We start from the raw sequence: 26264 nt of genomic DNA on the forward strand, positions 1-26264 counted from the left end.
CCTATCCCTCGGCCAGCAAAGGCGCCGCCGGCGCCCGATGGATCGCCACCGTCGGCACGGCCGCGGCCGCCACCGCGAACACCACCGCCCCGACCGCGGTGACGGCGCCCGTCACGATCAGCCCCGGCGTGAACCGCCCCGCGAACGCCGCCTCGGCCAGGACCGCCGCGCCCGCGCCGCCGCCGGCCCCGACCGCCGCCATCACCGCGGCCTCGGTCAGCACCAGGCGGTTCAGGGCCCGGTCCCGCCAGCCGACCGCGCGCAGCAGCGCCAGCTCGCCCGACCGCTCCCGGATGTTGAGGTACACGACGTCCGCGACCGTGACCATGCCCAGCAGCAGCGCGATCACCGCCGCCGCGACATCGGTGCCCCGGACCTGCACGCTGACCGCGTCCCCCATCAGCGTTCCGGTGACCGTGCCGCTGAACGCCGTCGCGATCCCGGCCAGCGCCACCAGCGCCCCGACCCCCAGCGCCAGTGCCGAGGCCCCGAGCACCGTGCGGCCCGGCGTGCGCCGCAGGTTCGCCAGCGCCAGGCGGGTGATCCCGGCCAGCCGCACCGCCCGCCGCGGCCCGGACACCGCGACGGCGACGGCGGCGCCGGGATCGGCGCGCGCCGCCCGGAACGCCGGCCACGAGGCCGCCGCCAGGGCCAGCATGACGGCCGCCGGGACCGCCGTCACCGCTCGCAGCACACTGACATGGACGCCGGCAACCGACCCGGCCGGTATCGCCAGCGCCGCCCCGGCCAGCCCGGCCACCAGCCCCTCGGCCGCGACCTCGCCCAGCAGCAGGGCGAACAGCCGCCGGGCCGGCCAGCCCAGGCACGCCAGCACCCCGAGCTCCGGGCGGCGGGACCGGACGGCGGCGCCGGTGGCGCCGGCCGTGAACAGTGCGCAGACGCAGAGCACGAGTACGAACAGGATCAGGGACTTGCGATCGATGGCGGCGACGATCACCGCGGCGACGCCTTTGCGCGACCACAGTTCGGCGAGCCGCAACGCGGGCCGACCGTGCGCGCCGGCCGGGTCCAGGACGGTCACCGGCGCGGGGGAGGAGCCGACCGTGATGTCGACGTCGAGCCCGGTCCGGGTCTTGATCTCCTGCGCGACCAGGCGGACCCGCTCGCGCGAGAGCGGATCGACGCCCAGCGCCCCGGACAGCCGGACCCGGACCGCGCTGATCGGCGCGGCCCGGTCGACGCCCAGCTCCGGCTTCGCGTTCTCGAACCGCGTCGGATCGTCGAGGACGGCCAGCGCACTGAGCGTGGTGATCATCGTCGGCGGCACCGACAGCAGGCCCCTGATGTTGCCGTTCGGCAGCAGGGTCCGGCCGTCGAGCGCGGTCTTCGACAGCGCGTCGGCGCCGGTGGCCTGCGCGGGGAAGTAGGTCTCCATCGGGACCGCGCCCAGCCCGGCCTGGTTCGCCCGCAGCTTCGCCGGGTCGAACTCGCCGACGATCTGGATCTGCGGCGCGACGCTGCCGCGGTTCTGGAGGTCGCGTTTGGCAGTGTGCTGCTCCAGCCCCCGCAGCGCCGGCTCGACCAGGTCGCCGGACCGGGACAGGTCGCCGGTCCCGACCTGGTAGCTCAGATCCGTGGTCGGCAGCAGCTTGTTCGATCCGGGCGTGAGCACCGAGGGGGCCAGTCCGTCGGCGGTCGGCGTCAAGGCCAGCGGGTGAGCCGTCAGGTATTCGGTCAGCCCGGCGTCGTAGGGCCCGGCCGGGTGCTCCAGGACGTCCACCAGCTTGCGGTAGGCCTGCTGGGCGTCGACGGAGAAGGTCGTGACCGGCGTCTCCGGCATCGACGGCAGGGTCTTGGCCAGCGCCAGGTTCGTGGCGCCGCCGGCCACCTGCGCGGCCGCGTCGGCCGGCAGCCGGGACACCGCGAGTTCGAGCTGTTCGTCCACCGCCGTGCCGGAGGCGATCAGCATCGGGATCTCGGTCGCGCTCACCGGATTGCCGGCCAGCAGCCCGGTCGTCCCGAACAACTGCCCCTGGGTGCCGCTGCGCTCGACAGGGCCCTGATCCGGAGTGAAGTAGGAGCCCTTGCCGACCGCGCCGTCCAGCCCGGCGAGCTTGGCCTCCTGCACCGGGTCCACGGCCTCGATCAACGAGGGGAACGACACCACGACGGTGGTCCCGGCGGCCGGGGCGTCGGTGCTCCCCGAGGCGTTCCAGTCGTCGTCGGCGTTGGTCGACCCGCAGGTCAGCGCCACATCAGGAGCCTGCGAGGAGTTCGTCGCGGACGAGATCCCCGGGTTGGCCAGCACGCACACCGGCCGCGCGGCGCCGTTCGGACCGATCTCCAGCGGGGTCTGGTTCGAGTAGCTCCCCTGCGGATTGGTCAGGGTGTGCAGCGGGTTGCCGGTGATGTAGGCGTAGTAATCGCTGTTCTGGTACGGGTTGAGCGTCGGGACGCGGGTCAGTCCGCGTTCGGAGACCTGGGTCGTCCGCACTCGCAGCACCTGGGAGCGCGCCGCCGGGTCGAGGGCCGAGGACAGGTCGACCGGGAGCCGCACCGTCTGGAGCGTGTAGCCCACCACCGCGACCGGTGCCGCCACGTCGACGCCCGGGATCGCGAGGATCCGCCGCCACTGGTCCTCGGTGATCCCGCCGGACAGGCCGGTCGAGGCTGTGGAGGACACCAGGCCGTCGCCGGCCTCGGTCGCCGACGTCGACCCGGCCGGCCGGACCAGCACGTCGTACGCGCCCCGGGCGTTCCGGTTCACCGTGCCCGCCACCGCCAGGCGCTGGGTGCTCGCCGTCGCCGTCAGCACCGAGAACGAGGTGACCGCGACGACCAGCGCGCCCACCAGCGCGACGGCCCGCCCGGGGCGGAACCGCAGCTGCGCCAGCACCATCCGGATCATGCGGGCCGCCCCAGGGCCGGGAGCTGGTAGCCGCGAGCTTGCTGCTGGAACAGCCGCGCGTAGAGGCCGCCGCGGGCCATCAGCAGGTCGTGGCTGCCCGCCTCGGCGACCCTGCCGCCGCCGAGGACCACGATCCGGTCGGCGTCGCGCAGGGAACTGAGACGGTGCGATATCAGCAGGCTGGCCTGGCCGGTCCGCAGCGTGCGCAGGCTCTCGTGCACCGCCGCCTCGGCCAGCGCGTCCAGCCCGGAGGACGGCTCGTCCAGGATGAGCAGGTCGGCCCCGGCCCGCAGCGCGGCGCGCGCGATCGCGACCCGCTGCCACTGGCCGCCGGACAGCGTGGCCCCGCTCCCGGGGCCGTCGGCGTCGAACACCCGGCTGAGCATGGTCCGGTAGCCGTCGGGCAGCGCGGCCAGGGTCTCGTCGATGCCGGCGTGCGCGGCCGCGGCCCGCAGGCCGGCCTCGCCGCCGCCGGCCTCGAGGTCGCCGACGGCCACGTTGTCGGCGGCCGACATCTCGTAGCTCATGAAGTCCTGGAAGACCGCGCTGACCCGGGACCGCACGGAGGCGGCGTCCAGGTCCCGCAGGTCGGTCCCGTTCCAGGTGATGGAGCCCCGGGTCGGCTCGTAGAGTCGGCAGATCAGTTTCGCCACCGTGGATTTGCCGGCGCCGTTGAGGCCGACCAGGCCCACGGACTGTCCGGGTTCGATGATCAGGTCGATCCCGCGCAGGATCCAGTCGCTGTCGGGGGTGTAGCGGAACCAGACGTCGTGGAATTCGAGACTCTGGCGGAGTGGGCCGGCGGTGGGGAGGGGGGAGGCGGGCCGGGTCGCCGATCCGGTCTCGGAGGAGCGGTCGCCGCTCTCGGCGCTGCCAGTGGCGCCGCTCTCGACGACCGCCGCGTAGTGGCTGTAGAGGATGAGCATCTGATCGGCCGTCGCGATCGACGAGACCATCGTCGCCAGGCCGCTCTGCACCCCGGCCAGCGCCGCGATCAGGACACTGAGGTCGCCGACCGTGCCGGCACCGCCGCCGATCCGGGCGATCGCGGCGACCAGGGCCCCGCCGGACACCGCGGCCGTCAGCACCGCCAGCAGGCCGTCGACGCGCAACGTCGCCTTGTCCACCGCGCGCTCGGCATCCTGCGCCTGCGCGAGCTCGCGCGCCAACCGGCTCCGGAAGTAGGGGCCGAGCCCGAACAACCGGATCTCCTTGGCCGCGCGCACATCCATCAGCAGCATCGCGTAGTGAGCCTGCCGCCGCAGACCCGGTGTGATGCGCACGGTCGTCTCCGCACGCCGCCGACTGAGACCGATCTGCGCGACGAGCACCGGCAGGCCCGAAACCGCGACCAGCACCGCGATCAGCGGGGACAGCGCCGCCAGCGCGACCAGGAACCCGGCGAGCGTCACCGCGGCCTGGCCGATCGCCAGCACGGCGGCGGTCAGCTGCTGCGGCGCCTCCTGCCCGGCCTGCTGGGCCAACCGCAACCGGTTCTGCCCGGCCGGGTCCTCCAGCTCCGCGATCCCGACCGGCCGCGTCACCGCCGCGAACAACTCGGTCTGCGCCGACAAAGCCACCTGCCGCGCGACCTCCCGATCGGCGAACCGCGCCACATGCTGGTTCACCGCCAGCAACGCCCCGGCGACGGCCAGGGCGCACGCCGGGAGCCAGAACCCCGACCGCTGCGGCCGCGCCAGATCGTCGATCAGATTCCTGGTCAGCCACGCCACACCCACCGGCGCCGCACCGGACAGCAGCGTGGTGCCGACCCGCAGCGCCATCGACGCCGGCGCCGCGCGCACCGCCAGGGCCATCGCCCCCGCCAGGCGCTTCACGCCGACCTCGGGTTCGACAGTTTTCTCACCATGACCGCCAGCAGCTGCCCGTCGCCGGAGTAGTAGCCCAGCTGTCGCGAATCCATGCTCAGCGCACCGTCGCCGAGCAGTACCAGTTTGCCGGGCGGCACATGCTGCTCGGGCACGGCGGACAGGGCCGGGACGCGGTCCTTGGGCACCGGGTCGCCGGGGACGGCGGCGGCCCGCTTGACCACCCAGGGATGGGTCACCAGGAATCGGCCCCCGCCGGCACTGCGGTAGTCGGGACCGGTCGCCAGGTCCGGGGAGCCGATCACGACCACGTCGCCGATCCGGATCCGGGCGAGCGGGACCCGGCGCGCCAGCAGGCGGTCGCCTTCGTGGAGGGTGGGCTCCATGCTCGGGCCGGTCACGGTCACCACCAGTGTGCGGCGGCGGACGTGCCGGACCGCCGCGGCGGCCAGCGCCGCGCAGACGGCGGTCGCGGCCAACGACATTCCCGCGGTCCCCGGCGCCCTCATCACCGGAACATGCCGCTGGGCGCTTGGCGGCGCAGCGCCGTCAGGTCCCCGGCGCTCGCGGCGGTCCTCGCGTCCGGTCCGACCACGAACAGTGAGGGGAACGCCTCGACCCCGAACGCCGCGCCGACGGTGCGCGCGTCGTCGGCGGCGACCAGGCGCGCGACCGGACTCAGCGCTTCGACCAGCGGTGCGGCGGCGACGGCGTCCCCGGCGACGATCGCCAGGACCTGGTCGCGGCCGCCCGGAAGGCCGGCTGCCGTCTTGACGAACTCCGGCAGCAGCTTCGCGCACGGCTCACAGGTCGAGGAGAAGAAGCCGACCAGCGTGTCCGGCTTGAGGGCGGCGGGGGAGACCGGCTCCCCGGTCGTCGTGGTCGCTTCGAAGGCGTCGATCACGGCGCCGGCGTCGGGCCGGGCGCGCGGATACCCCCCGCCCTGCCCTTCCGCGAGGAGGGTCGTGTGCTCCCGCAGGCGGCGGACCACCCCGAAGGTCAACAGCAGGTTCAGGCAGCCGATCGCACCGACCACCACGACGGCGACACCGAGCAGGCTCATATCAGCTCCCAGATTTTGCGGATTCGGCCGATTTCCGTTCCGGGGGCGACCGGGAAGACAATGGCTGTAGATATCCGACAGCCCTTTGTGGGATATGGCATCCGGTCCCTCCTCTTCGTTTGACGGCTCACGGTACGGGTCGGCCATACAGTCCCGATACAGGACTCTGAGCTGTGGTGACGCAGTATCCTGCGATGTTGTGGCGCATATGCTCTGCATATGTGGGATCTGTATCGGGCGTCCTTACGATGGCATCGCAATATCGTCGTCGATCTAAGGAGAAAGCGGTATGCGACTCGTCGCGAAAATCTCGGATCGGATGCTCGGCGTCATCGCGCCGAAGGTCACGGCCGCCGCCAACTACTGCACCTACTCGCAGTCCTGCTGGACCGGCTCCTACTGGGGCACCCAGAACTGCGTCGGCTACAACCCGCCCGGCTCGCCCGTCTGCTTCCCGCAGAACAACGTCGGGTGCAGCTGGTGCAGCTAGTCGCCTGAACCCCTGGCGGGCCATCAGGACCCTGAGGTTCTGATCGCCCGCCACGGGGCCGCGCCGAGCCCGGCCGCCGGGCTCGGCGGCCGGCCCGCCTCGGCGCCGAACCCCTGCAGGCACTCCATCAGCTGCGAGACCTCGGCCGACGACAGGTCGCCGAGCACCGCCACCACGATCGGCCGGGCCGCCGCCTCCGGGCTGTCCAAGTGCGGCGCGGGCAGGTCCAGGTCCCGGTCCCGGGCCAGCACCGCCCGGTGCAGCCCGGTCAGCTCCGGCCCCGGATCCACTCCCAGCTCCCGGACCAGCGTGTCCCGGGCCTGCCGGAACGCCGTCAGCGCCCCGGAGACGTCGCCGGACCGGTAGAGCGCGAGCACCAGCCGGCACCAGAGCCGCTCGCGCAGCGGGTGCGCGGCCGTCAGCTCCCGCAGCTCCACCACCAGGCCCGCGTCGTCGCCCACCCGCTGCCGCGCCTCGACCCAGTCCTCCACGCAGCTCAGGCGCTCGTCCTCGATCGCCGACAGCCGCCGCTCCAGGCTCAGCGAGGGCCGGACGTCCCCGGCCGGGGCGCCCCGCCACAGCCGCAGCGCCGCGCCGAGCGTCCGCACCGCCTGGCCGGCCCGGCCGGCGGCCAGCTCCTGGCGGCCGGCCCGGGCCTTCGCGCGGAACTCGGCGAGGTCGATCTCGTGCTCCCGCGTCGAGAGCAGGTATCCCTGCTGGTGCCAGGCCAGCCGCCGGGTGCCCCGGGAGTCGACCAGCAGCCCCCGCAGCTGCGAGGCGTACGTCCGGATGTTGGCGACGACCGAGGCCGGGGGACTGCCGTCCCACACCGCCGAGATCAGGCGCTCGACCGACACGACGCTGTTGGCGTCGAGCAGGAGCGCGGTCAGCACGCTGCGCTGGGTGGCGGCGCCGAGCGCCACCGGCTCGCCGTCACAGAGCACTCGCAACGGACCGAGAAGCTGGAATTCCACGACACCCCCATGGCGAACCGACTCCTCACGGACCTCGCCGACCGAACCAGGAGGTGCCGCGATGTTGAAGGGAACGTAACGTTCGGACGTGCGTTTCGCAACTCTCTGATTATCTATTGCAACAGTTGAACACTGGTTCGCAAGATTCGTAGCGCCGTGTGCATTGCCGGGCGAAGTTCGACGATGAGGTCATTCCCGGGTTATAGGGAGCATCATGGCGATACCGGTGCCCCCGGACTAGTGGAAAAGATCTAGCAAACGTATTCTGTAACGGTGGCGAGACGACTTCCGGAACCCCAGCAGACCCCTCGCGCCGCGACGATCCGGGACGTCGCCGCGCAGGCCGGGGTCTCGATGGCGACCGTCTCGCGGGTGTTGACCGGCAACTACCCGGTGGCCGCCGCGACGCGGGAGAAGGTCCTGCGGACGGTGGAGGAGCTGGACTACGTCGTCAACGCGCACGCCCGGGCGCTGTCCGGCACCCGCGCGAAGATCATCTCGGTGCTGCTGTCCTCGATCAACTCGCCGTTCTTCAACCGCGTCGTCTCCGGCGTGGAGCAGCAGGCGGCCGCCGAGGACCTGCTGGTCATGATCGGGACCACGCAGGGCGACCCGGAGCGGGAGGTCCGGCTGGTCGAGGTGCTGCGCGAGCAGAACGTGGACGCGGTGGTGCTGGTCGGCGGGGTGGTCGACGCCCCGGAGTACCGGCAGCGGATGGCACGCCTGGCGCAGCTGCTGGACAGCGCCGGCTCGCGGCTGGTGCTGTGCGGGCGGCCCTCGCCGGGGGAGAACCTGCCGGTGACGGTGGTCGAGTACGACAACGTCGGCGGCGCCTTCGCGGCGACCAGCCACCTGCTGTCCCTGGGGCATCGCAGGATCCTGTTCCTCGGCGGCGAGGCCGCCAGCACCACGACCGTCGACCGGTACGCCGGCTACAGCAAGGCGCTGGCCGCCTACGGCCTGGACGTGGACGAGCGCCTCTGCCTCACCGGCAGCAGCGAGGTGTACTACGCCTCCGACAAGCTGCGCGAGCGCCTCGCAGCCGGGCCGCCGGACTTCACCGCCATCGTGGCGTGGGACGACCTGACCGCCGCCAAGGCGCTGGTCGCGCTGCGCAAGGCCGGCGTCGCGGTGCCCGAGGACGTCTCCGTCGTCGGGTTCAACGACGACGCCATCGCCGAGGACGTGACCCCGGCGCTGACGACCGTCTCCATTCCCTACAACGAGCTGGGGCGCGAAGCCGTGCGGCTGGCGCTGCACCGCGCCGACCCGGCGTCGGCCCGCAACCAGCACATAACGCTGGGCACGCACATCGTGCTGCGCGATTCGGTGCGGCCGCTCATCCCTCGGTAGCGGGTTCCGAGGGGTCGGCCCCAGCCCCGGCAGCGCGGTGCAATGTGACCCGCGAACGGTAGTGGACCGTGCCTCCGGGATGTTCGGCGGTGAGGTAGGGCGTGGAGGAGAAGGTCCCCAGAGCGTTGGCCTCGGTCTCGTCGCAGGTGCCGGCGCCGGTCCAGCCGTTGAGGCCATCGATGCGTGACGTCAGGTTGTCGCGGCGGACGGCGAATGCCCGGGGTGCATCGTCCAGCAGCGACTTCCCACAGGTCAGGGGCTCGTCGTCGGCCACCGGATATCCGCCCTCGCGGACGGTCCATCCGGCGGGCGCGGTCACCCGGTGGACCCGGATCTCCACGCCGCGGCTCGTGATGAAGGACTGTGTCTCGATGGAGGTCTCGGGCAGGTGCTCCAGCGTTCCCCCGGAGCCGGTCGGGAATCCCGGCCGGTGCGTCGACCCGGCCCAGCCGTCCCCGGCGCCGAGCGGCCGGATCGCCCCGCGCGAGGTCACTGCCCCGTCCGGACTGATCAGCGCGACATGGTTCCCCACCCGCCGCGCCCACGCGTGCGGCGCCGTGTCCGGCGCCGTCGCCGTCGAGAAGGCCAGCGGCGAGTAGTTCGGATCCGTGTGCTCGGTGAACGGCGGCGTCCGGTCCCGGGCCTTGTCGCTGCCGTGGTTGAGCAGCCGGACGATCCCGTCGGACCGCGTCCCGCTCAGCACCCAGCCGACCGGCGCGACCGCCGACACGAAGTCCCCGGCCTCCACCGGCAGCGGCTGTTCGGCCGCCGTCCAGACCCGGTGCTCCGGCGGCAGCATGAGCCCGACGAAGCCCTTGGACGCCCAGTACGGCGACGCCGGGCCTGAGTACGGCTGCACCATCGGCACGAACTCGCCGTGCCAGCCGAGGGTGAGGATGCCGCGCTCGTCCGGGGCGCCGTGCTCCGCGAAGTGTTTGAGCATGCCGCTCGCCGCGCGGCGGGACAGGCCCGGGTCGTAAGGAGAACAGTCGAACAGTTCCCCGACCCAGATCGGCGCGGCCGCGGCGAACCGATAGGTCAGCGAACGACCCTGATGCACCGGGGCCCCGTCCGCGCCGAAGAAGTCGAAGTACCGCTCCAGGTAGCGTCGCAGCCGATTGCGATACACCTCGCGGGCGGCGACCGCGCGGTCGTGCCGCTTGCCGCCCTCGGCCATTTGCGTCCACAGCAACGGATACAGGTGCATGGCCCAGCCGATGTAGTAGTCGAAGTCGCGCCCCGCGCCGTCGGAGTACCAGCCGTCGCCGACGTACCAGTCGTCGGCCGCGTCGAGACCGCGCAGGATCTCCGATTCCGTGTACGGCGCTCCGATCGAGGCGAGGAACTCCTCGACGACCGTCTGGAACAGCATCCAGTTGTTCGGCCAGGTCGGGTTCCCGACGAACTCGCCGAGCCAGTCCGCGACCAGGCCCTGGGTCCGGCCGTCCAGCCGGTCCCAGAGCCACGCGCGGGTGTAGTGCAGTCCCACCGCGATCGCCGCCGCCTCCACCATCGGCTGGTTCGGGCGGCCCTGCTCGATGCGCGGCCAGGCCTCGGGATGCCGGGCGTCGGCGCCGGCGGCGAGCCCCGAGGAGTAGCGGGCGATCAGGTCGGCCGCCACCGGCCCCTGCCCCTGCTCGCCGGCGATGCGCCACGCGGCCAGCATGAACGATCGCGCGTAGCCTTCCAGCGCGTCGGAATCAGGGCCCGAGTGGCTGGGACGGCCGGGGAGCTCGTACCGGGAGAACGACGGCGTCGCGAACGGTTTCAGTCCGTCGAGCAGGTGGTCCGCCTGCGCCGTCCAGTGCTCGCGGGTCCATCCGGTGAACTCCGAGAGCTCCCGGTCTTCGGGGAGGTCCAGCGCGCCGGCCATCTTCGACTCCTTGTCCAGCTGTGGGATTCGGGTTCAGCTGTGGGATTTGGCATACTCGGCGGCGAGTTCGGTCGCTATCGCGTCGCCTCCGCCGTTCTTCCACTTCTTCAGCACGTCGTCCCAGGAGGACAGCGGAGCCTTACCCGTGACGATCTGGTTGACGCCGTCCAGCAGCTGCTGGGAGATCGTCGGTTGCAGCTTGTTCTTGCTCGCGGACTGGATCCCCTGGCTGGGATCCGTCAGGCCGACCGGGATGATGTCCTTCTGGGCCTGGTAGCAGCGGGTCGCGGCGGTGGGCTCGCCGGCTATGTAGTTCACCATCGGCGCCGCCATGATGTATTTGAACGGCACGTTGATGCTGTTCTCGACCTTCCCCAGATCGGTCGGGACCGAGGGCCCGCCGTCTTTGCCGCGAGTGAAGTGGACGCCCTCCAGGCCGAAGTTGATGAGCTCCCACTCCTTGGACCCGAACGGCGCGGCCAGGAAGTTCAGCACGCCGAGCAGCATCTTGACGCGCTCGGGCGAAGCCTTCTTCAACGCCGTGTAGCCGAAGATGCCCGAGGACAGACCCGGCGTGGCCTTGGCCCCGGCGTCGTAGGGACGCAGGAAGTCCGCCTTCCACTTCTCGTCCAGCGCCGTGGCGTAGCCCGCGAACCCGGCGAAGCCGTCGACGTAGGACAGGTAGGTGCCGTTCAGGAAGTCGGTCTTGGCCTGGGTGTTGGAGACCGTCAGCGCGGCCGGGTCGTACAGGCCCTTCTTGTACCAGTCCGTCACCGTCGCGATGGCGGCCCGGTAGTTGTCGGTGGAGTAGGTCGAGGTGAACTGGCCGTCCTTCAGCGACCAGCCGTTCGGAGCGCCGTGGAAGCCCGCGTGCGTCCCGACGTTGAACATGCTGCCCTTGTTGGTGCCGAGCGCGAAATGCCCCTGGGTGTTGAGTTTCACCAGGCCGGCGGTCAGATCGTCCTTCTTCAGGCTGCCCGGGGCCGGCGACCAGATCCCGGCCGCGCCGAACTGGTCGGCGTCGACGAACAGCGAGTTGCCCAGGACCGGCCGGTTGATCGGGACGCCGTAGTAGTCGCCGCCGACCCGGCCCATCGCGTTCCAGGAGTAGGGCGGGATCGCGGCCAGGTTGGGGTAGGCCGCCGCGCCCGCGGCCCCGGCCAGGTACTGGCTCAGCGGCTCGCACTTGGCCTGCAGGAACGCCGCCTCGTTGGGCAGCGCCTGGTAGCCCAGCATGATGATGTCGGGCAGGTCGTCGCCGGCCATCGCCGAGGCCAGCTTGATCTGCCAGTCCATGTCGGCGACCATCGTCAGCTCCAGGTCGACGCCGACCGCGTCGTTGACCGCCTTCCACAGCCGGTTCTGGTCCGGCCCCTTGGGCTGGGTGCCGTAGGTGATGATCAGGGCCTTGACCTTCGAGCCGTCGCCGGGCTTGGCCGCCACCGACTGCACCAGGTCCGACGGGTAGCGCAGGAACGTGTCCTGCACGCCGGCCGAGGTGCCGGGCAGGTCCGGTGTCAGGCCCTTGGCCGGGGTGTAAGTGGGCCATTCGGCGAGCTTCTTGCCGGCGTTGCTCTGGGCCGCGCCGTTGCTCTTGGCCGTGCCGCAGGCCGCGAGCGAGGAACCCGCGGCGGTGACGGCGGCGGCCGCGCCGGCGGCCCGCAGGACGGTGCGCCGGGAGGGGGCATGGGTCATCTCGGTGGGCTCCTTACGACTTGACGGCGCCGGTCATGACGCCCTTGGTGAAGTAGCGCTGGAGGAAGGGGAAGGCGGCCGCGATCGGCACGATGGCGATGACCACCAGGGCCGAGATGGCCTTCATCGGGGCCATGCCGGTGATGTTCAGGCCGACTTCCTGGTTCGGGTTGTTGCCGGCGACGACGAAGCCGCGCAGCACCGTGGACAGCGGGTTCAGGTCACCGCCGTTGGTGTAGAGCATCGCTCGGAAGTAGTCGTTCCAGTAGCCGACGGCGTAGTACAGGCCGACCACCGCGATGATGGCCTTGGACAGCGGCAGCACGATCCGGAACAGGGTCCTGACGTCCCCCGCGCCGTCGAGGCGCGCCGCCTCGTAGAGCTCCTCCGGGATGCCCTGGAAGAAGCCGCGCATGACGACCAGGTTGAAGACGTTGATCATGGCCGGGACGAACAGCGCGGCCAGGTGGTCGAACAGCTTCAGGTCGGTGACGACCAGGAAGCTGGGGATCATCCCGGCCGGGAACAGGAACGTGAACAGGACGGCCAGCAGGATCGGCTTGCCGGCCAGCACGTTCGGCCGGGACAGCGCGTAGGCCAGGAACGTCGTCGAGGCCAGGCTCAGGGCCGTTCCCAGACCGGTCACCAGCACCGAGACCCACAGCGCGTGGCCGATCGTCCCGCCCTTGAAGACGCTGGTGTAGGCGGAGAAGTCCAGCTCGTCCGGCCACAATGACCAGCCGCCGTTGGCGTTCACCTTGGCGTCCGAGGACACCGAGGTGGCGAGCACCAGCCAGAACGGCACGGCTATCAGGGCCAGGATGACCACGACCACCACGCCCTTGACCGCGCTCGTCGCGGGCTTCGGCCGCCCCATCCACACCGGCCGCGAGCCGGCACTCTCGGCGCTCACTGATACACCCCCTGCTCCCCGAGCTTGTGCGCGACCTTGTTCGCGCCGATGACCAGGAACATCGCGACCACGCCCTTGAGCAGGCCGGCCACGGCCGCCACCGAGAACTGGCCGCTGCCGACGCCGTGGAAGTACACGTAGGTGTCGATGACCTCGGCGGTCCGCGGCGTGAAGGTGTCCCGCTGCTGCATCACCTGGTCGAAGCCGACCGACAGGATGTCGCCGACCCGCAGGATCAGCAGCAGCACGAGCACCGGCCGGATCGAGGGCAGCGTCACGTGCCAGGTGCGCCGGGCCCAGCCGGCGCCGTCCAGCGCCGCGGCCTCGTAGAGCGCGTCGTCGACCTGGTACAGCGCGGCCAGGAAGATGATCGTGCCCCAGCCGCAGTCCTTCCAGACCAGCTCGATCACCATCATCGGCTTGAACCACGACGGGTCGCGGAACACGTCGATCGCCACGTGGTGGGTGTCGCTGGTCAGCATGCTGTTGACCAGCCCGGAGGGGCCGATCACCTGGACGAACAGGCCGACCACCACGACCCAGGAGATGAAGTGCGGCAGGTAGACGAAGCTGACCACCAGCTTGCGCACCCAGTTCCGGGTCAGGCCGAACAGGAACATCGCCAGCGCCAGCGGCACCGGGAAGAAGAACACCAGCTGCACCAGCGCCAGCTCGAAGGTGTTCAGCACCGCGTGCCAGAAGTCGGGGTCGCCGAACAAGGTCGAGAACTGCTGGAAACCCACCCAGGCGCTGTCCTTCACGCCGATGAAGGGCACGTAGTCCTTGAAGGCGATCACGTTCCCCAGCTGGGCCAGGTACTGGAAGATCCCGAAGTACAGCACGCCCGGCAGCATCATCAGCAGCAGGACCTTGTCACGTCTCAGACGCGTCCGGATCGCCATGGGGCCGCCTCTCGTCGGGTTCTCGTCAGCTTCTCGTCAGGTTCACGTCACAGCGATGAAACGGGAACCTAAAACGTTTGCTGTGCGGCGTCAAGGGGTCGGCCGGATCCGGGGAGGACGATCCTCCCCTTCTCCCAGCGCATCTTTTGGCGCTCGCCCCCGGATATCGGCGGCTTTCCCAGGGTTCGACGTCGCCCCCTTGACCGGGCGGTCGGGGCGGCCTAGTCTCCCGGTTTTGCGAAATCGTTTTCTACGTGCAGGAGTGATCATGACCGCTCGCGTCCCCACCGTGCTGGCCATGCGGCCCGATGTCGCCGAGGCAGCCTTCCCGGACGCGTTGCGCCGCCGCCTGGACGCCGTCGCGGAGGTCGATCACACCCTGGTGCTGACCGATTTCGGCGATCCGCGCGCGGCCCTGGCCCTGGCCCGGGCCGAGGTGCTGATCAGCGGCTGGGGCTGCCCGCTGGTGGACGCCGCGGTCCTGGACGCGGCGCCGAACCTGCGCGTCGTCGTCCACGCCGCCGGCACCGTGAAGCACCATCTGAGCCCGGACTTCTGGCACCGCGGCCTGGCCGCGTCCTCCGCCGCCGACGCCAACGCGTATCCGGTCGTCCAGTTCACGCTGAGCCTGATCCTGCTGGCCGGGAAGCGGGCGCTGCGGATGGCCCACGAGTACGCGGCCGGGGAGTACAAGGGCCGGGGCACGGCCCGTGACTTCGGGAACGTGGACCGCACCGTCGGCGTGATCGGGGCCTCCCGCATCGGCCGCCTGCTGCTGCCGTTACTGGTCCGCGAGGGTTTCAGGGTGCTGCTGTCGGACCCGACGCTGTCCGACGCCGACGCCGCGGGGCTCGTCCCGGCGCCGCACCGCGTCGACCTGGTGCCGCTGGACGAACTGCTGGTCCGCAGCGACGTGGTGACCGTCCACGCCCCGGAGCTGCCGGAGACCCGCCACCTGCTCGACGCCCGCCGCCTCGGGCTGCTCCGCGACGGCACGATCCTGGTCAACACCGCCCGCGGCTCCCTGATCGACACCGAGGCGCTGACCCGCCTGTGCGCGGCCGGCCGGATCGACGCCTACCTCGACGTCACCGACCCCGAGCCGCTGCCGCCGGGGCACCCGCTGTTCGCGCTGCCGAACGTCCTCGTGACGCCGCATCTGGCCGGCGCGATGGGCACCGAGGTCGCCCGGCTGGGGGAGTTCGCGGTGGCCGAGGTCGAACGGTTCGCCGCCGGGCTGCCGCTGGTCGGAGCGGTGCGGGCGAGCGATCTGACGCGTATCGCGTAATGTCGCGTTCCCTTAACGCGCGCCGTTCAAAGATCGTTCCATGGTTCAACCGATCTTCCCTGCGCGTTCAGCTTGATCACCGACCGTGGAAACCCTGAATCAATGGCGTGAGATATGGGGTCTGTCATGGGGGTACGCTGGCGATCTTGGATCGCTGTGGTGGTGACGGCGGCGATGGCCGTCACGGTGATGAGCGTGAGTCCGCCGCCGGTGAGCGGATCGGTGCCGAGCCGGGTCGACTCCCGGCCGCTGCCGCCGGGGGTGGTCTCGCAACCGGCGACGCCGCCGCCGGCGGGGCCGACGCAGACGCCGGACTCCGGTTCGGGGCCGCGGCACGACGCGATCCAGAAGTTCCTGGCCGCGGACCGTCCGCAGGCCGCCGCGCAGGTCGCGACGCCGCTGACGGCGGAGGCGAAGCAGCGGGCTGACAAGCTGGCCACGGCCAGGGCGAAACACTTGACCGACGCGGCCGGACCGGACGACGGGGCTCCTCCGGCACCGCGGCGGCGCGGGCTCAAGGCTTACGAGGACAGCGATTTCGGGGCCGCTGCGGAGATTCCCTTAGTCGCGAAACTCAACTACGTGACAGCCGCTGCCACCACCTCGGCTTCCGCTGTCACCTCAGCCTCCACCGCCGCCGCGGCCGACACCGGCTACGGCGCCACCTACTCACCGGCGACGACCTTCGACGTCCAGCCGAGCTACAGCTCGCCGGGCTACATGTGGGTCACGGTCGCCAACACCGGCACCTTCACGTGGACGGCCAACTCCGTCAGCCTCGGCTACCACCTGAACCGCTCGGACGGCACCGTCGTCAACTACAACGGCCTGAGCAGCCGGATCACCACGGACGTGCCGCCGGGCTACCAGGTCCAGATCTACGCCAGCATCCAGTACCTGCCGGCGGGCAACTTCGAGCTGGTCTGGGACCTGCGCGACAGCACCGGCTTCTTCTCGGCGCAGCACGTCGTCGCGGCCCGGGCGATCCAGTTCGTCGTTCCGCACTACCCGCCGGCCGGCCTGCTCAACAATCCGCCGGACGGCGGCACCGTCGACTCGACGGCCCCGACCCTGAACGTCGTGGTCCGCGCGGACGGCACAGTCGCCAACGGCGTCGACTTCCAGGTCTGCACCAGCCCCGCCGACCCCGACACCGGCGGCAACACCTGCTGGTACTCCCCTCGGCGCACCGTGCCCTGGACCACCGGCTCCTTCGCGGGCAACGTGTCCTGGAACCCGCCCGCGAACACCTTGAAGTGGAACACGGCCTACTACTGGCGCGCGCGGGTGGCGGACTCGTCGTTCACGACGCCGTGGTCGGACTTCAGCTCCTTCATCCCGGTCGTGACCACCACCGACGGGGCGCACTACGCGACCGGATCGGGCGCGACCGACACGGTCGGCGTGGACCTGTACCTGAACAACTACACCCGCACCGAGAAGGACTTCACGGTGCAGGCCCCCGGCTTCGACCTCGACTTCAAGCGCACCTACAACAGCGCGAACACCATGAGCGGCTCCTTTGGGCAGGGCTGGTCCTCGATCCTGGACATGCGGACGTCGGTGTCGCCGGCCGGGATCCTGTCGGTCAACTATCCGGACGGCCGGCAGGTCAACTACGGCAAGGACCCCGACGGCAGCTACGTTCCCGCGTACGGCGAGAGCGGCGAGGCCCGCGTCCTGGGGCCGGATCTGCTGATCCTGGACGGCGCGAGCTACTACTTCAACGCCAGCGGCCGCCTCTACGAGATCGACCCGCCGACGTATCAGAGTTCTGGGGGAGGATCGCGGAAGCTGTACCCGATCGTCTTCGGCTACAACGGTACCGGCCAGGTGATCCGGATCGGCGAGGGCGACGACTTCAACCTGGTCGTCGGGTGGACGGCGGACGGGCACGTGGCGTCGATCGGCCAGCTTTCCGGCAGCCGGTTCTGGACCTATGACTACACCGGCGGCCGGCTGGCGCACGCCTGCGACCCGCGCACCGACCTGTCGGCGTGCACGGCGTACGCGTGGACCGGCTCGCAGCTGACCTCGTTCTCGAACCCGAACGGGGCCGCGGAGACCACGACCATCACCTACAACGCCAACGGCACCGTGGCCTCGGTGAAGGTGCCCGGCGTGGACTCCGCGCACAGCACCTGGCAGTACACCCGCGCCACCCCGCCGGCGGGCTCGCCGATGGACGCGAAGCTGGTCGACGTCGTCACCGATCCGCGCGGGACGAGCATGTCGTACGAGTTCAGCTACACCGGCCGGCTCCGGGCCCGGTGGTACGGCAACGGCGTGCCGGGGCCGAACCAGGAACGGCTGTGGACCTACGGACCGTGGGGCCAGGTCGCCTCGCTCTACGACGAGAACGGCAACATCACGTCGTACGCGTTCGGGCCCGAGGGCTGGCTCGGCGCGGTGACGCGCTGGCGGGACGGCCAGACCCAGGTCACGACCTCCTACCAGCACGACACCTTCGAGGGCGGCGTGCTCCTGCCCGCCACCGACCAGCGGTACGGCAAGGTCACGCAGATCCTCGACGCGGACATGCACGTGACCACCATGGCCTACAACGCCGACGGCAACGTGGTGTCCCAGAGCGTGGCGCCGAGCCGTGGCGCGGCGCCCATCGCGACGACGACGCACACGTACACGTGCGACGGCAACACCGCTTCCCCGATCGTGGTGAACGACCCGACGATCCCCGGCTACAACACGCTCCAGCCGTGCGGCCTCCTGGCGTCGACGACCGACCCCGACGGCCGGGTGACCACGTACGCGTACGACCACATCGGGCATCTGACGAAGGTCACGACCCCCGCCGGCGAGGTCACCAACACGTACTACGACGCCACCGGCCACGTCGCCAAGAAGATCGTGGTGACCGGTTCCACGAGTGCTGAGACGGACTACACCTACGACGCCGACGGCCGGGTCCTGACCACCAAGGACCCCGCGGTGGTCAACCCGATCACCGGGGTGACGCATCAGCTGCTGACCACCAACACCTACGACGCCGACGGGAACCTGAAGTCCTCGACGCAGTCCGACCTGACACCGGTGAGCGCCAGCGGCGACGCGCCCCGGACCACCGCGTATACCTACGACGGCCTCGGCAAGCAGGTCGCGGCGACGGTCAACGGGACCCGCGTCGCCTCGGCGATGTACGACGCGCTGGGGGAGATGATCCGCCGCACCGACGGCAACGGCGGGATCTACCTCTTCGGCTACACCCAGCTCGGCGCGCCGACGACCACCACCCTGACGAACTTCGTGGACGACCCGACCGTGACCGGCGGCGTGGTGCGCAAGGTGGTGCTGGCGAACAACCAGTACGACCCGGGCGGGCGGCTGCTGTCCACGACCGGGCCGATGGGCCGGTCGGTGGCCTACACCTACACCTACGACGATCTGCAACTGACCGAGACGTTGCAGAACTATCAGGACTCACCGAACGGCCCTGCGTACAACCTCGTCCTCCACCGATACACCTATGACCCGGCGGGGAACCAGACCAAGGACTCGGCCGGCAACGGCGCGCGGGTGACCACCACCGCCTACGACGCGCTGAACCGGAAGACCACCGAGGTGCTGGACCCGGCCGGACTGAACCGGTCGACGGCCTACGCCTACGCGCCGTCCGGCGACCTCCTGACCACGACCCTGACCGGCGGCGGCCGGACCGAGAAGACGTCGAACGGCTACTCGGCGGCCGGACAGCTGTATCAGGTGTCCGTGAAGAACGACACCAGCGCGGACCTGGTGACCACCTTCCAGCGGGACACCTCCGGCCGTGTCGTGGCCCAGACCGACCCGCGAGGATCCGCGGCGTTCGGCTCGACGACGCCCCCGGCGTCCGCCTACACGCTCACCAACGCCTACGACACGCTGGGCCGCCTGGTGTCGGTGAAGGCGCCGCAGGTGCAGGTCGAGGACGGGTCCGGCGGTGCCGCCACGGCGGCCGCGCCGACCTCCACCCGCGGCTACGACGCCTTCGGCGAGGTCACCGACGTCCGCGATCCGAACGGCGCCGTGACCCACACCGTCTTTGACGCCCTCGGCCGCAAGACCGAGGTGGACTATCCCACCGCCACCGAGCCCAACGGCGCCAAGCTGGCCCCGACCGAGAAGTGGACCTACGACGCCAATGGCAACATCCTGACCCACACCGACCAGCGCGGCCAGGTCACCAGCTTCGTCTACGACCGGCGCAACCGCGCTGTGCAGGTGACGGCGCCGGCAGCGGCTTCAGGAGCGGCGGCCGGGGTCACCAAGCACGTGTTCGACGACGACGACAACCTGCTGTCCGAAGTCGATCCGACCGGGGCCCAGACCCTGAAGACGTACGACGTGATGGACCGCGTCGCCACGGTGGTGGAGGTGGTCCGCAACGGAACCGCGACACCGTCGCAGTACACGACCACCAACGCCTACAACGTCTTCGGCGACCTGACCGGGCAGGGGACGGCCGACACCTTGGCGTCGTGGACCTACGACGCCGCCGGCGAGGTGGCCACCTCCACCGAGTCCGGGCGCGGCGTCACCACTTACCAGTACGACGTGGGCGGACGCGTGGTGAGCGCCACCGACCCGCTGGGGCGGACCACCACGGCCGCCTACGACCTCGCGGGCCGCCAGACCAAGGTCTCGCAGTACGACCAAGCCAAGGTGCTGATGAGCTCGGAGAGCTACGGGTACGACGCCGCGGGCGACCTCACCTCGCTCCAGGACGGCCGCGGGAACACGTGGTCGGCGGCCTACGACCCGGCGCGCCGCCGGATCTCGATCACCGATCCGGCGACCGTCGGCAACGACGGCGTGACCGTGCCCGGCGCGCGGACCACCACCGGCTACGACCCGGCGGGCCAGGTCACCCGGGTGACCGACGCCCGCGGGAACTCCACCTGGTCCACCTTCGACAGCCTCGGGAATCCGGTGGGCCGGGTCGAGCCGGCCACCGCCGCGCAGCCGAACCTCGCCGACCGGACCTGGACGGCCAGCTACAACGCCGCCGGCGACCCGGTGGCCACCACCGCCCCGGGCGGGGTCTCGACCGCGTCGGTGTACGACAACCTGGGCCGGCTCACCACGCGGACCGGGGCCGGGGCCGAGGGGGCGACCGCGCCCAAGAACTTCGGCTACGACCTCGACGGCCGGGTCACCTCGATCTCGTCCTCGGCGCTGAGCCCGATGACGTTCACCTACGACGACCGGGGCCTGGTGCTGACCGCGGTGACCGGTGCGCCGGGCGGGACCGGCACCGCGACCTCCTCCAACAGCTACGACGCCGAGGGCCGGCTGGTGACGCGGCTGGACGGCGCGTCCCGGACCTCGTTCAAGTACTCCGGGATGGCCGACGTCGCGGCCGAGAACGACACGCTGTCCTCGACCACCCGCCAATACACCTACGACTCCGCCGGCCAGCTGACCTCGGAGAAGGACATCGTCTCCAGCGTCGCAGGGCCCGTGTACGGGTACGCCTACGACGGGTTGGGCCGGCTGACGACCCACACCGCGTCCGACGCGAGCGGGGCGCAGACCGGTCTGCTCAAGTACACCTTCGACGCCGCGGACAACCTGACCGGCAAGACCGGTACCGGGGTGTTCGCCGCCGAGGGCGCGCACACGTACACCTACGACGCCGCGAACCGGCTGCTGGCCGACGCGACCTCGGCGAACGGAGCCGTCACCGGCCAGGAGCGGTACGCCTGGGACGCGGTCGGCAACCGGGTCGGGGTCACCGACCTGACCGCGTCCGGCGCCACCAGCTGGTCCGCCACCGCGACGTTCGACCAGCGGGACCGGGTGCAGACCGTCAGCGCCACCGACGCCACCACCACCTACGCCTGGTCGGCGCGCGGCACCCTCGCCTCGACCACCAAGAAGGCCGCCGCCACCGGGGCGACGACCACGACCACGGCGCAGTTCGACGCCTTCGACCGGATGGTCGCCGACGGCACCGCGACCTACAGCTACGACGCCCTGGACCGGTTGCAGGGCAACGGCCAGGCCGGCGGCGCGGTGAGTCAGTACCCGGCCGGCGGCCTGGAGCCGACGGTCGACGGCCCGTCCCGCTACGTGCGGATGGACGACGGATCCAGCCTCCCGATGGCGGCGAAGCCCTCGGCCGGCGGCTCCGTCCAGGGGCTGCTGCACAACGTCCACGGCGATGTCATCGCCGGCGTCGATCCCAAGACCGGGAGCGTCACCGGCAGCGCCGCCTACTCCGCGTTCGGTGTGCCGAAGTCCGTTTCGGGCACCATGCCCGCGGCCGGCTTCCAGGGCGGCTACACCAGCCCGGTCACCGGCCGCGTCTATGCCCAGTCCCGCTGGTACGACCCCACGGCGGGCATCTTCCTGTCGGAGGACTCCGACGCGCCCGGCATCTCCGCCGCGGTCGACACCAACCTCTACGCCTACGCCGGGGCCAACCCGACCAGCAGGTCCGACACCGACGGCCACAACTGGATGACCGCCTTGGGGCACGTCGGTGGCACCCTGGCGGACTGGGCCGAGTCCGTCGGCGACGTCGGCGGCTACATCGACGACTTCGCCGACCTGGCCGTCGAGGGCTGGGCCGAGATCGCGGCCGCGGGGGAGGAGATCGGGGGCGCCGTGGCGGCCGTGGCCGAGGCCGCCGTCCCGGCCCTGGAGGCGGCCGGCATCGCCGGGCTGGAGATCGGCGGCGCCGGTGCGATCTGCGTGGTGAGCTGCCTCGCACTCGTGGTCGGCGCGATCGTCGTGATCACGGTCGGGGCCATCGCCTACGAGCTCTACGTCAACACCGACGGGTCGATGTCCTACAAGGGCACGGCCGACTCGCCCTCGGGTTCCCAGACCCCGGCCCGGCCCGTCACGCCGCCCGGCACCGGCCCGGGGATCGACACCACGCCGGCCGGCAACCCCGCCGGCGGCGGCGATCCCGCGGGCGGCGCCCCCCAACCACCGGCCCCGGTGGTGACCAGCATCTCCACGTTCAACACGACCGCCACGTGGCAGACGGTCACGAAGTGGTACGACGACACCTACGTCTACACCCGCACCGACACCTATTCGCAGGTCACCACCACGACCTACACCTACTACTCCAACGGCTCCTACACCTGGAGCCGCATCCTGGGCGGCATCACCGACACCTGGCACACCGTCGCCCAACTCCTGATCGACTTCAGCGACCCGATCCACATCCCCACCCCGACCGGCGACGAGATCCCCGGCCCGACGGCGCCGGGCAACAACGCCGGCCAGGCGTCCGCGGACGGCTCGTGCGGCCTGGGCGGCAGCATCCTGTCCTGCGTCCTGGACTCCGCCGACCTCCCGGTGGGCGCGGTGTCCGACCCGGGCGACCCCGGTCTGCGCATCGGCGAGTGCTCAATGCAACTCGCCAACTGGCAGTGCCTCCCCGACGGCACCCGCCTGAACCCGGAGACCGGCGAGAAGGTCCGCACCCCGGTCCCCGGCTTCACCCCCCAGGACCTCGGCTGCGACGTGAACCTCGGCCACGGCGAACTCGAGTCCTGCCCCCAGGGCATCCACCCGGACTGGGAGAAGGACAAGCCCTGGACCGCGTGCCCGTGCAAGCAACCCCCGATCAAGGCCCGCAAACTCCTGACCTACGCGGGAAGGATGTTCAAGAACAGCCAGAAGGCCGTCAAGGCGGTCGTGAAGGCGTCCAAGTCGGCCGCCCACGACGGCCACGGCCAGACAGCCGCGGCGGATCCGATCACCGGGTGGATAGTCGGCGTCGTGGCGCTGGCCGCGGTGATCAAGGACTACAGGAAGTATCGGAAGAAGTGAGCGGGAGGTACCGGAAGCGGTGAGCGGCGGGGCCGTGGAAGCCTTCGGTTTCCACGGCCCCGCTGTGTGATCGGCTGTCAGACTGGGTGGCGGCCGAGGGCACGCTGCTTTTCAGCATGGTTCGTCCGCCGGGGCGGTGCCGGACAAGGGGGCCTCCTCGGAGCGGCTCCCGGTGTGGGCGCGATTCATCCGGGGGATCGCCTGGCTTCTGGCCGCGGCGCTCACCAAGGCGGCGGGTTTCCGTCGCGGAACGGTGTTCTCGCTGCGGGACGGGGCCCGGATCACCGCGTGGGCCTTCCCGAGATCACGGCTGGCCGCCCTCACTAGGAATCTTCCCGTCACCTGTCGAAAATTTTCTTAACTTCGCTGAAACCTTGCAGTCGTATGCCTCCCCTTGTACGTTGACGACGACCCACGGGACGCCGTCATCAGGGAGTTGCCATGCCAGGCTTCATCAGGACTCTGCGCACCAGATGGCCCGGAGCGGCGCTGGCCGCCGCGACCGCCACCGCCGCCCTCGTGCTCCAGGCTCCGGGGGCCGCGGCCGGTTCCGCCGCCCCGGCCGCCGCCGCAGCGCCGGCCGCCGCGAGCTGCATCGCCTCGGGGACCGACGCCGCCATCAACGCGGCGCTCGTCGGGGTGGGCGCGCAAGCGGTCCTGTGCCCGGGTGCGGTTTTCACGTTGAGCAACACCGTCACGTTCACCGCGGCCAACCAGGCGATTCTCACTCAAGGGCTGCCGACCGACGGGACGCGGGCGGTGTTGAAGGTGGCCGGCTCCGGCCTCACCACCGCCGTCGCGGCCAACAACCAGTCCGGTGTCACTGTCGAGAACATCCAGGTGGACGGCAGCCGTCCCGGTCTCGGGGCGCTGACCGGCGGCGCCTTGCTGGAGATGGGCGGCAACGCTTCCGGGCAGACCGTGCAGAACATCACCGCCCATGACACCCGCAGTTGGTCGGACCTGCACATCATCGAGGGCGTCGTCACCAACAACACCCCCACCTGTCAGAACGCGAAGATCCTCGACAACCAGATCGGCCCCTCCGGGACCGCCACGCCCTCCGCGACCGGCGTGTGGGCCGACGGCATCTCGCTGGCCTGCGGCAACAGCCTCGTGCAGGGCAACACTGTGCAGGACGCCACCGACGGCGGCATCGTCGTGTTCGGCGCGCCCGGCTCGACGATCCAGAACAACACGATCATCGCCAAGAACCAGTTGCTGCTCGGCGGCATCAACATGGTCGACTACGCGCCGATGAACGGTAACTTCACCGGAACACTGGTCACCCACAACACGATCGACGCGCAGGGCGCCTTCATCAAGGTCGGCCTGGCGATGGGTCAGCAGGTGTGGAACTGCACCACCGGCACCCTCTACGGCGCCACCGTCACCGACAACACCCTGCAAGGCCAGTACATGGGCTACGGCTACGCGGTGAACGGTGTCCAGAACTGGACCGCCACCGGCAATGTCGATGTCTCGCGGCACGTCGGCAGCCAGACCGCGGGCGGCTGCTTCGGATCCCCGCCGGCCTCGCAGCCCGCCGGCTTCCAGGTGGAGAAGCAGACCACGAGCACGCTCCAGCCCGAGTTCGCCAACGCCGTGCTGACCAACGTCCTGAGCATCACCTCGCCGCCGATCAGCCCGAGCGGCTCGACGCTCAGCGCCTCCCCGAGCAGCCTCGCATTCGGCGCCCAGAGCGTCGGCACGACGAGCGGCGCGCAGACCGTCACCGTCCAGAACACCGGCAGCAGCGCGGTCACCGGCGTGACCGTGTCCGCGTCCGGCGACTTCGCCCAGACCACCACCTGCGGAACGTCGATCGCCGCCGGCGCCTCGTGCCCGATCAGCGTCACCTTCCATCCGACCGCCGCCGGGGCGCGCGGCGGCTCGCTGACCATCAGCAGCAGCGCCACCAACAGCCCCATGACCGTCGCCTTGTCCGGAACCGGCGCGACCAGCAGCACCAACCTGGCCCTCGGCAAGCCGATCACGGCGAGCAGCTACGTCCAGGGCTTCCCGCCCACGAACGCCAACGACGGCAACGCGAGCACCTACTGGGAGAGCGCGAACAACGCGTTCCCGCAGTGGATCCAGGTCGACCTCGGCTCCGGGACCTCGATCGGCTCGATCGGCCTGTCCCTGCCGCCGTCCACCTCGTGGGGTGCCCGGACGCAGACCGTCGCGGTCTCCGGCACCAATGACGGCACCACCTTCACCTCCATCCTCGGCCCGACGACCTTCACCTTCGACCCGGCGGTCAACAACAACTCGGTGACCGTCCCCGTGACGGCCACGACGCGCTACCTGCGCCTGACCTTCACCGCCAACACCGGATGGCCCGCGGCCCAGCTCTCCGAGTTCCAGGTCTTCGGCTCCGGCGGCACCACCCCGAGCGCGATCCTCGGCACGAACCCGTCGAGCCTGTCCTTCGGCAGCCAGAACGTCGGCACCACGAGCGCCGCTCGCACGGTGACCATCACCAACACCGGCACGGCGGCCGCGGCCATCACGTCGGTCACCGCCAGCGGCGACTACGCGCAGACCAACAGCTGCGGCTCGTCGCTCGCGGCCGGTGCGTCCTGCACCGCGAGCGTGACGTTCACACCGACCGCCACCGGCACTCGCACCGGAACGTTGACGGTGACGAGCAACGCCACCAACAGCCCGACGCTGGTATCGCTGAGCGGCACCGGCGCGACCACGAACCCCAACCCGAACCTCGCGCTCAACGCGCCCGTGACCGCCAGCAGCTCCAACCAGGGCTACGTCGCCGCCAACGCCGTGGACGGCAACACCAGCACCTATTGGGAGAGTGCGAACAACGCGTTCCCGCAGTGGATCCAGGTCGACCTCGGCGCCTCGCACGCGGTGGGCCGGATCGTGCTGAACCTGCCGCCGGCCACCGCCTGGGCGACCCGGACGGAGACCCTGGTGGTCCAGGGCAGCACCGACGGCGCGACCTACACGACGCTGGCCGGATCCGCCGGCTACACGTTCAACCCGGCCACCGGCAACACGGCCACGATCACCGTCTCGGCGAACGTGCGCTACGTGAAGCTGACGTTCAGCGCGAACACCGGCTGGCCGGCTGCTCAGCTCTCTGAGTTCGCCGTGTATCAGCAGTAGGCATCCGCGGCGCGATCAGCTTCGGCCGCGACCACCGTTGGCCGCGATCAGCGTTCGCCGCGATCAGCGTCGGCCGTGATCAGCGCAGCCGCCGT

14 protein-coding genes are annotated in these 26264 nt (G+C 70.9%); 5 read left to right on the forward strand and 9 right to left on the reverse strand.

What is annotated here, in order from left to right; all coding sequences use genetic code 11:
- Position 1: 1 nt before the first annotated feature.
- Genes ABD481_RS03540 through ABD481_RS03555 form a run of 4 tightly spaced genes read right to left on the reverse strand, consistent with a single transcriptional unit; the run spans position 2 to position 5761 of the window.
- Complete coding sequence (locus ABD481_RS03540) at positions 2-2869, reverse strand: FtsX-like permease family protein (RefSeq protein ID WP_344664030.1); 2868 nt, start codon at positions 2867-2869, stop codon at positions 2-4.
- The gene (locus ABD481_RS03545) at positions 2866-4707 is read right to left on the reverse strand and encodes an ABC transporter ATP-binding protein (RefSeq protein WP_344664031.1); all 1842 of its coding nucleotides are present in this window, start codon (positions 4705-4707) and stop codon (positions 2866-2868) included. Before ABD481_RS03545 ends, ABD481_RS03540 begins: the two co-directional genes overlap by 4 nt.
- Complete coding sequence (locus ABD481_RS03550; RefSeq protein WP_344664032.1) at positions 4704-5207, reverse strand: S26 family signal peptidase; 504 nt, start codon at positions 5205-5207, stop codon at positions 4704-4706. The genes ABD481_RS03545 and ABD481_RS03550 overlap by 4 nt, the downstream gene beginning before the upstream one ends.
- The gene (locus ABD481_RS03555) at positions 5207-5761 is read right to left on the reverse strand and encodes a TlpA disulfide reductase family protein (protein WP_344664033.1); all 555 of its coding nucleotides are present in this window, start codon (positions 5759-5761) and stop codon (positions 5207-5209) included. Before ABD481_RS03555 ends, ABD481_RS03550 begins: the two co-directional genes overlap by 1 nt.
- 289 nt (positions 5762-6050) lie before the next feature.
- Here ABD481_RS03555 and ABD481_RS03560 point away from each other — a divergent pair, with 289 nt between their 5' ends.
- On the forward strand, positions 6051-6251 hold the full coding sequence (locus ABD481_RS03560; RefSeq protein ID WP_344664034.1) for a hypothetical protein: 201 nt from the start codon (positions 6051-6053) through the stop codon (positions 6249-6251).
- Between the two features lie 23 nt (positions 6252-6274).
- Here the strand turns inward: ABD481_RS03560 and ABD481_RS03565 are convergent, their stop codons facing one another.
- Complete coding sequence (locus tag ABD481_RS03565) at positions 6275-7225, reverse strand: AfsR/SARP family transcriptional regulator (RefSeq protein ID WP_344664035.1); 951 nt, start codon at positions 7223-7225, stop codon at positions 6275-6277.
- A gap of 273 nt (positions 7226-7498) precedes the next feature.
- Between ABD481_RS03565 and ABD481_RS03570 the strand changes: the two genes are divergently transcribed.
- Positions 7499-8578 carry a LacI family DNA-binding transcriptional regulator gene (locus tag ABD481_RS03570; RefSeq protein WP_344664036.1) on the forward strand — a complete coding sequence of 360 codons (1080 nt, stop codon included), beginning with the start codon at positions 7499-7501 and terminating at the stop codon, positions 8576-8578.
- On the opposite strand, the gene ABD481_RS03575 is transcribed toward ABD481_RS03570, so the two are convergent.
- The 4 genes from ABD481_RS03575 to ABD481_RS03590 are packed head-to-tail and all read right to left on the reverse strand — an operon-like array spanning position 8565 to position 13961.
- Entirely contained in the window at positions 8565-10451 is a 1887-nt protein-coding gene (locus tag ABD481_RS03575; RefSeq protein ID WP_344664037.1) for a DUF2264 domain-containing protein, read from the reverse strand. The genes ABD481_RS03570 and ABD481_RS03575 overlap by 14 nt on opposite strands.
- Positions 10452-10484: 33 nt before the next feature.
- Positions 10485-12146, reverse strand: a complete 1662-nt coding sequence (locus ABD481_RS03580) for a type 2 periplasmic-binding domain-containing protein (protein ID WP_344664038.1) — start codon at positions 12144-12146, stop codon at positions 10485-10487.
- Between the two features lie 13 nt (positions 12147-12159).
- Entirely contained in the window at positions 12160-13059 is a 900-nt protein-coding gene (locus tag ABD481_RS03585; RefSeq protein ID WP_344664039.1) for a carbohydrate ABC transporter permease, read from the reverse strand.
- Entirely contained in the window at positions 13056-13961 is a 906-nt protein-coding gene (locus ABD481_RS03590) for an ABC transporter permease (protein ID WP_344664040.1), read from the reverse strand. Before ABD481_RS03590 ends, ABD481_RS03585 begins: the two co-directional genes overlap by 4 nt.
- Before the next feature lie 268 nt (positions 13962-14229).
- On the opposite strand from ABD481_RS03590, the gene ABD481_RS03595 reads away from it, so the two are divergent.
- The 3 genes from ABD481_RS03595 (at position 14230) to ABD481_RS03605 (ending at position 26169) form a co-directional block, all read left to right on the forward strand.
- Complete coding sequence (locus tag ABD481_RS03595) at positions 14230-15249, forward strand: hydroxyacid dehydrogenase (RefSeq protein ID WP_344664041.1); 1020 nt, start codon at positions 14230-14232, stop codon at positions 15247-15249.
- A gap of 126 nt (positions 15250-15375) precedes the next feature.
- Entirely contained in the window at positions 15376-23037 is a 7662-nt protein-coding gene (locus ABD481_RS03600) for an RHS repeat-associated core domain-containing protein (RefSeq protein ID WP_344664042.1), read from the forward strand.
- Positions 23038-23478: 441 nt separating this feature from the next.
- Complete coding sequence (locus ABD481_RS03605; RefSeq protein ID WP_344664043.1) at positions 23479-26169, forward strand: discoidin domain-containing protein; 2691 nt, start codon at positions 23479-23481, stop codon at positions 26167-26169.
- Positions 26170-26264: the final 95 nt, after the last annotated feature.

This window comes from Catenulispora yoronensis (assembly GCF_039531695.1).
Classification (GTDB): Bacteria; Actinomycetota; Actinomycetes; order Streptomycetales; family Catenulisporaceae; genus Catenulispora; species Catenulispora yoronensis.

Bases quoted from the DNA above. Each gene is read 5' to 3' on its own strand.
- ABD481_RS03575 (WP_344664037.1), bottom strand. From the start codon at position 10,451: ATGGCCGGCGCGCTGGACCTCCCCGAAGACCGGGAGCTCTCGGAGTTC.
- ABD481_RS03550 (WP_344664032.1), bottom strand. From the start codon at position 5,207: ATGAGGGCGCCGGGGACCGCGGGAATGTCGTTGGCCGCGACCGCCGTC.
- ABD481_RS03590 (WP_344664040.1), bottom strand. From the start codon at position 13,961: ATGGCGATCCGGACGCGTCTGAGACGTGACAAGGTCCTGCTGCTGATG.
- ABD481_RS03540 (WP_344664030.1), bottom strand. From the start codon at position 2,869: ATGATCCGGATGGTGCTGGCGCAGCTGCGGTTCCGCCCCGGGCGGGCC.
- ABD481_RS03580 (WP_344664038.1), bottom strand. From the start codon at position 12,146: ATGACCCATGCCCCCTCCCGGCGCACCGTCCTGCGGGCCGCCGGCGCG.
- ABD481_RS03595 (WP_344664041.1), top strand. From the start codon at position 14,230: ATGACCGCTCGCGTCCCCACCGTGCTGGCCATGCGGCCCGATGTCGCC.
- ABD481_RS03560 (WP_344664034.1), top strand. From the start codon at position 6,051: ATGCGACTCGTCGCGAAAATCTCGGATCGGATGCTCGGCGTCATCGCG.
- ABD481_RS03555 (WP_344664033.1), bottom strand. From the start codon at position 5,761: ATGAGCCTGCTCGGTGTCGCCGTCGTGGTGGTCGGTGCGATCGGCTGC.
- ABD481_RS03600 (WP_344664042.1), top strand. From the start codon at position 15,376: ATGGGGGTACGCTGGCGATCTTGGATCGCTGTGGTGGTGACGGCGGCG.
- ABD481_RS03605 (WP_344664043.1), top strand. From the start codon at position 23,479: ATGCCAGGCTTCATCAGGACTCTGCGCACCAGATGGCCCGGAGCGGCG.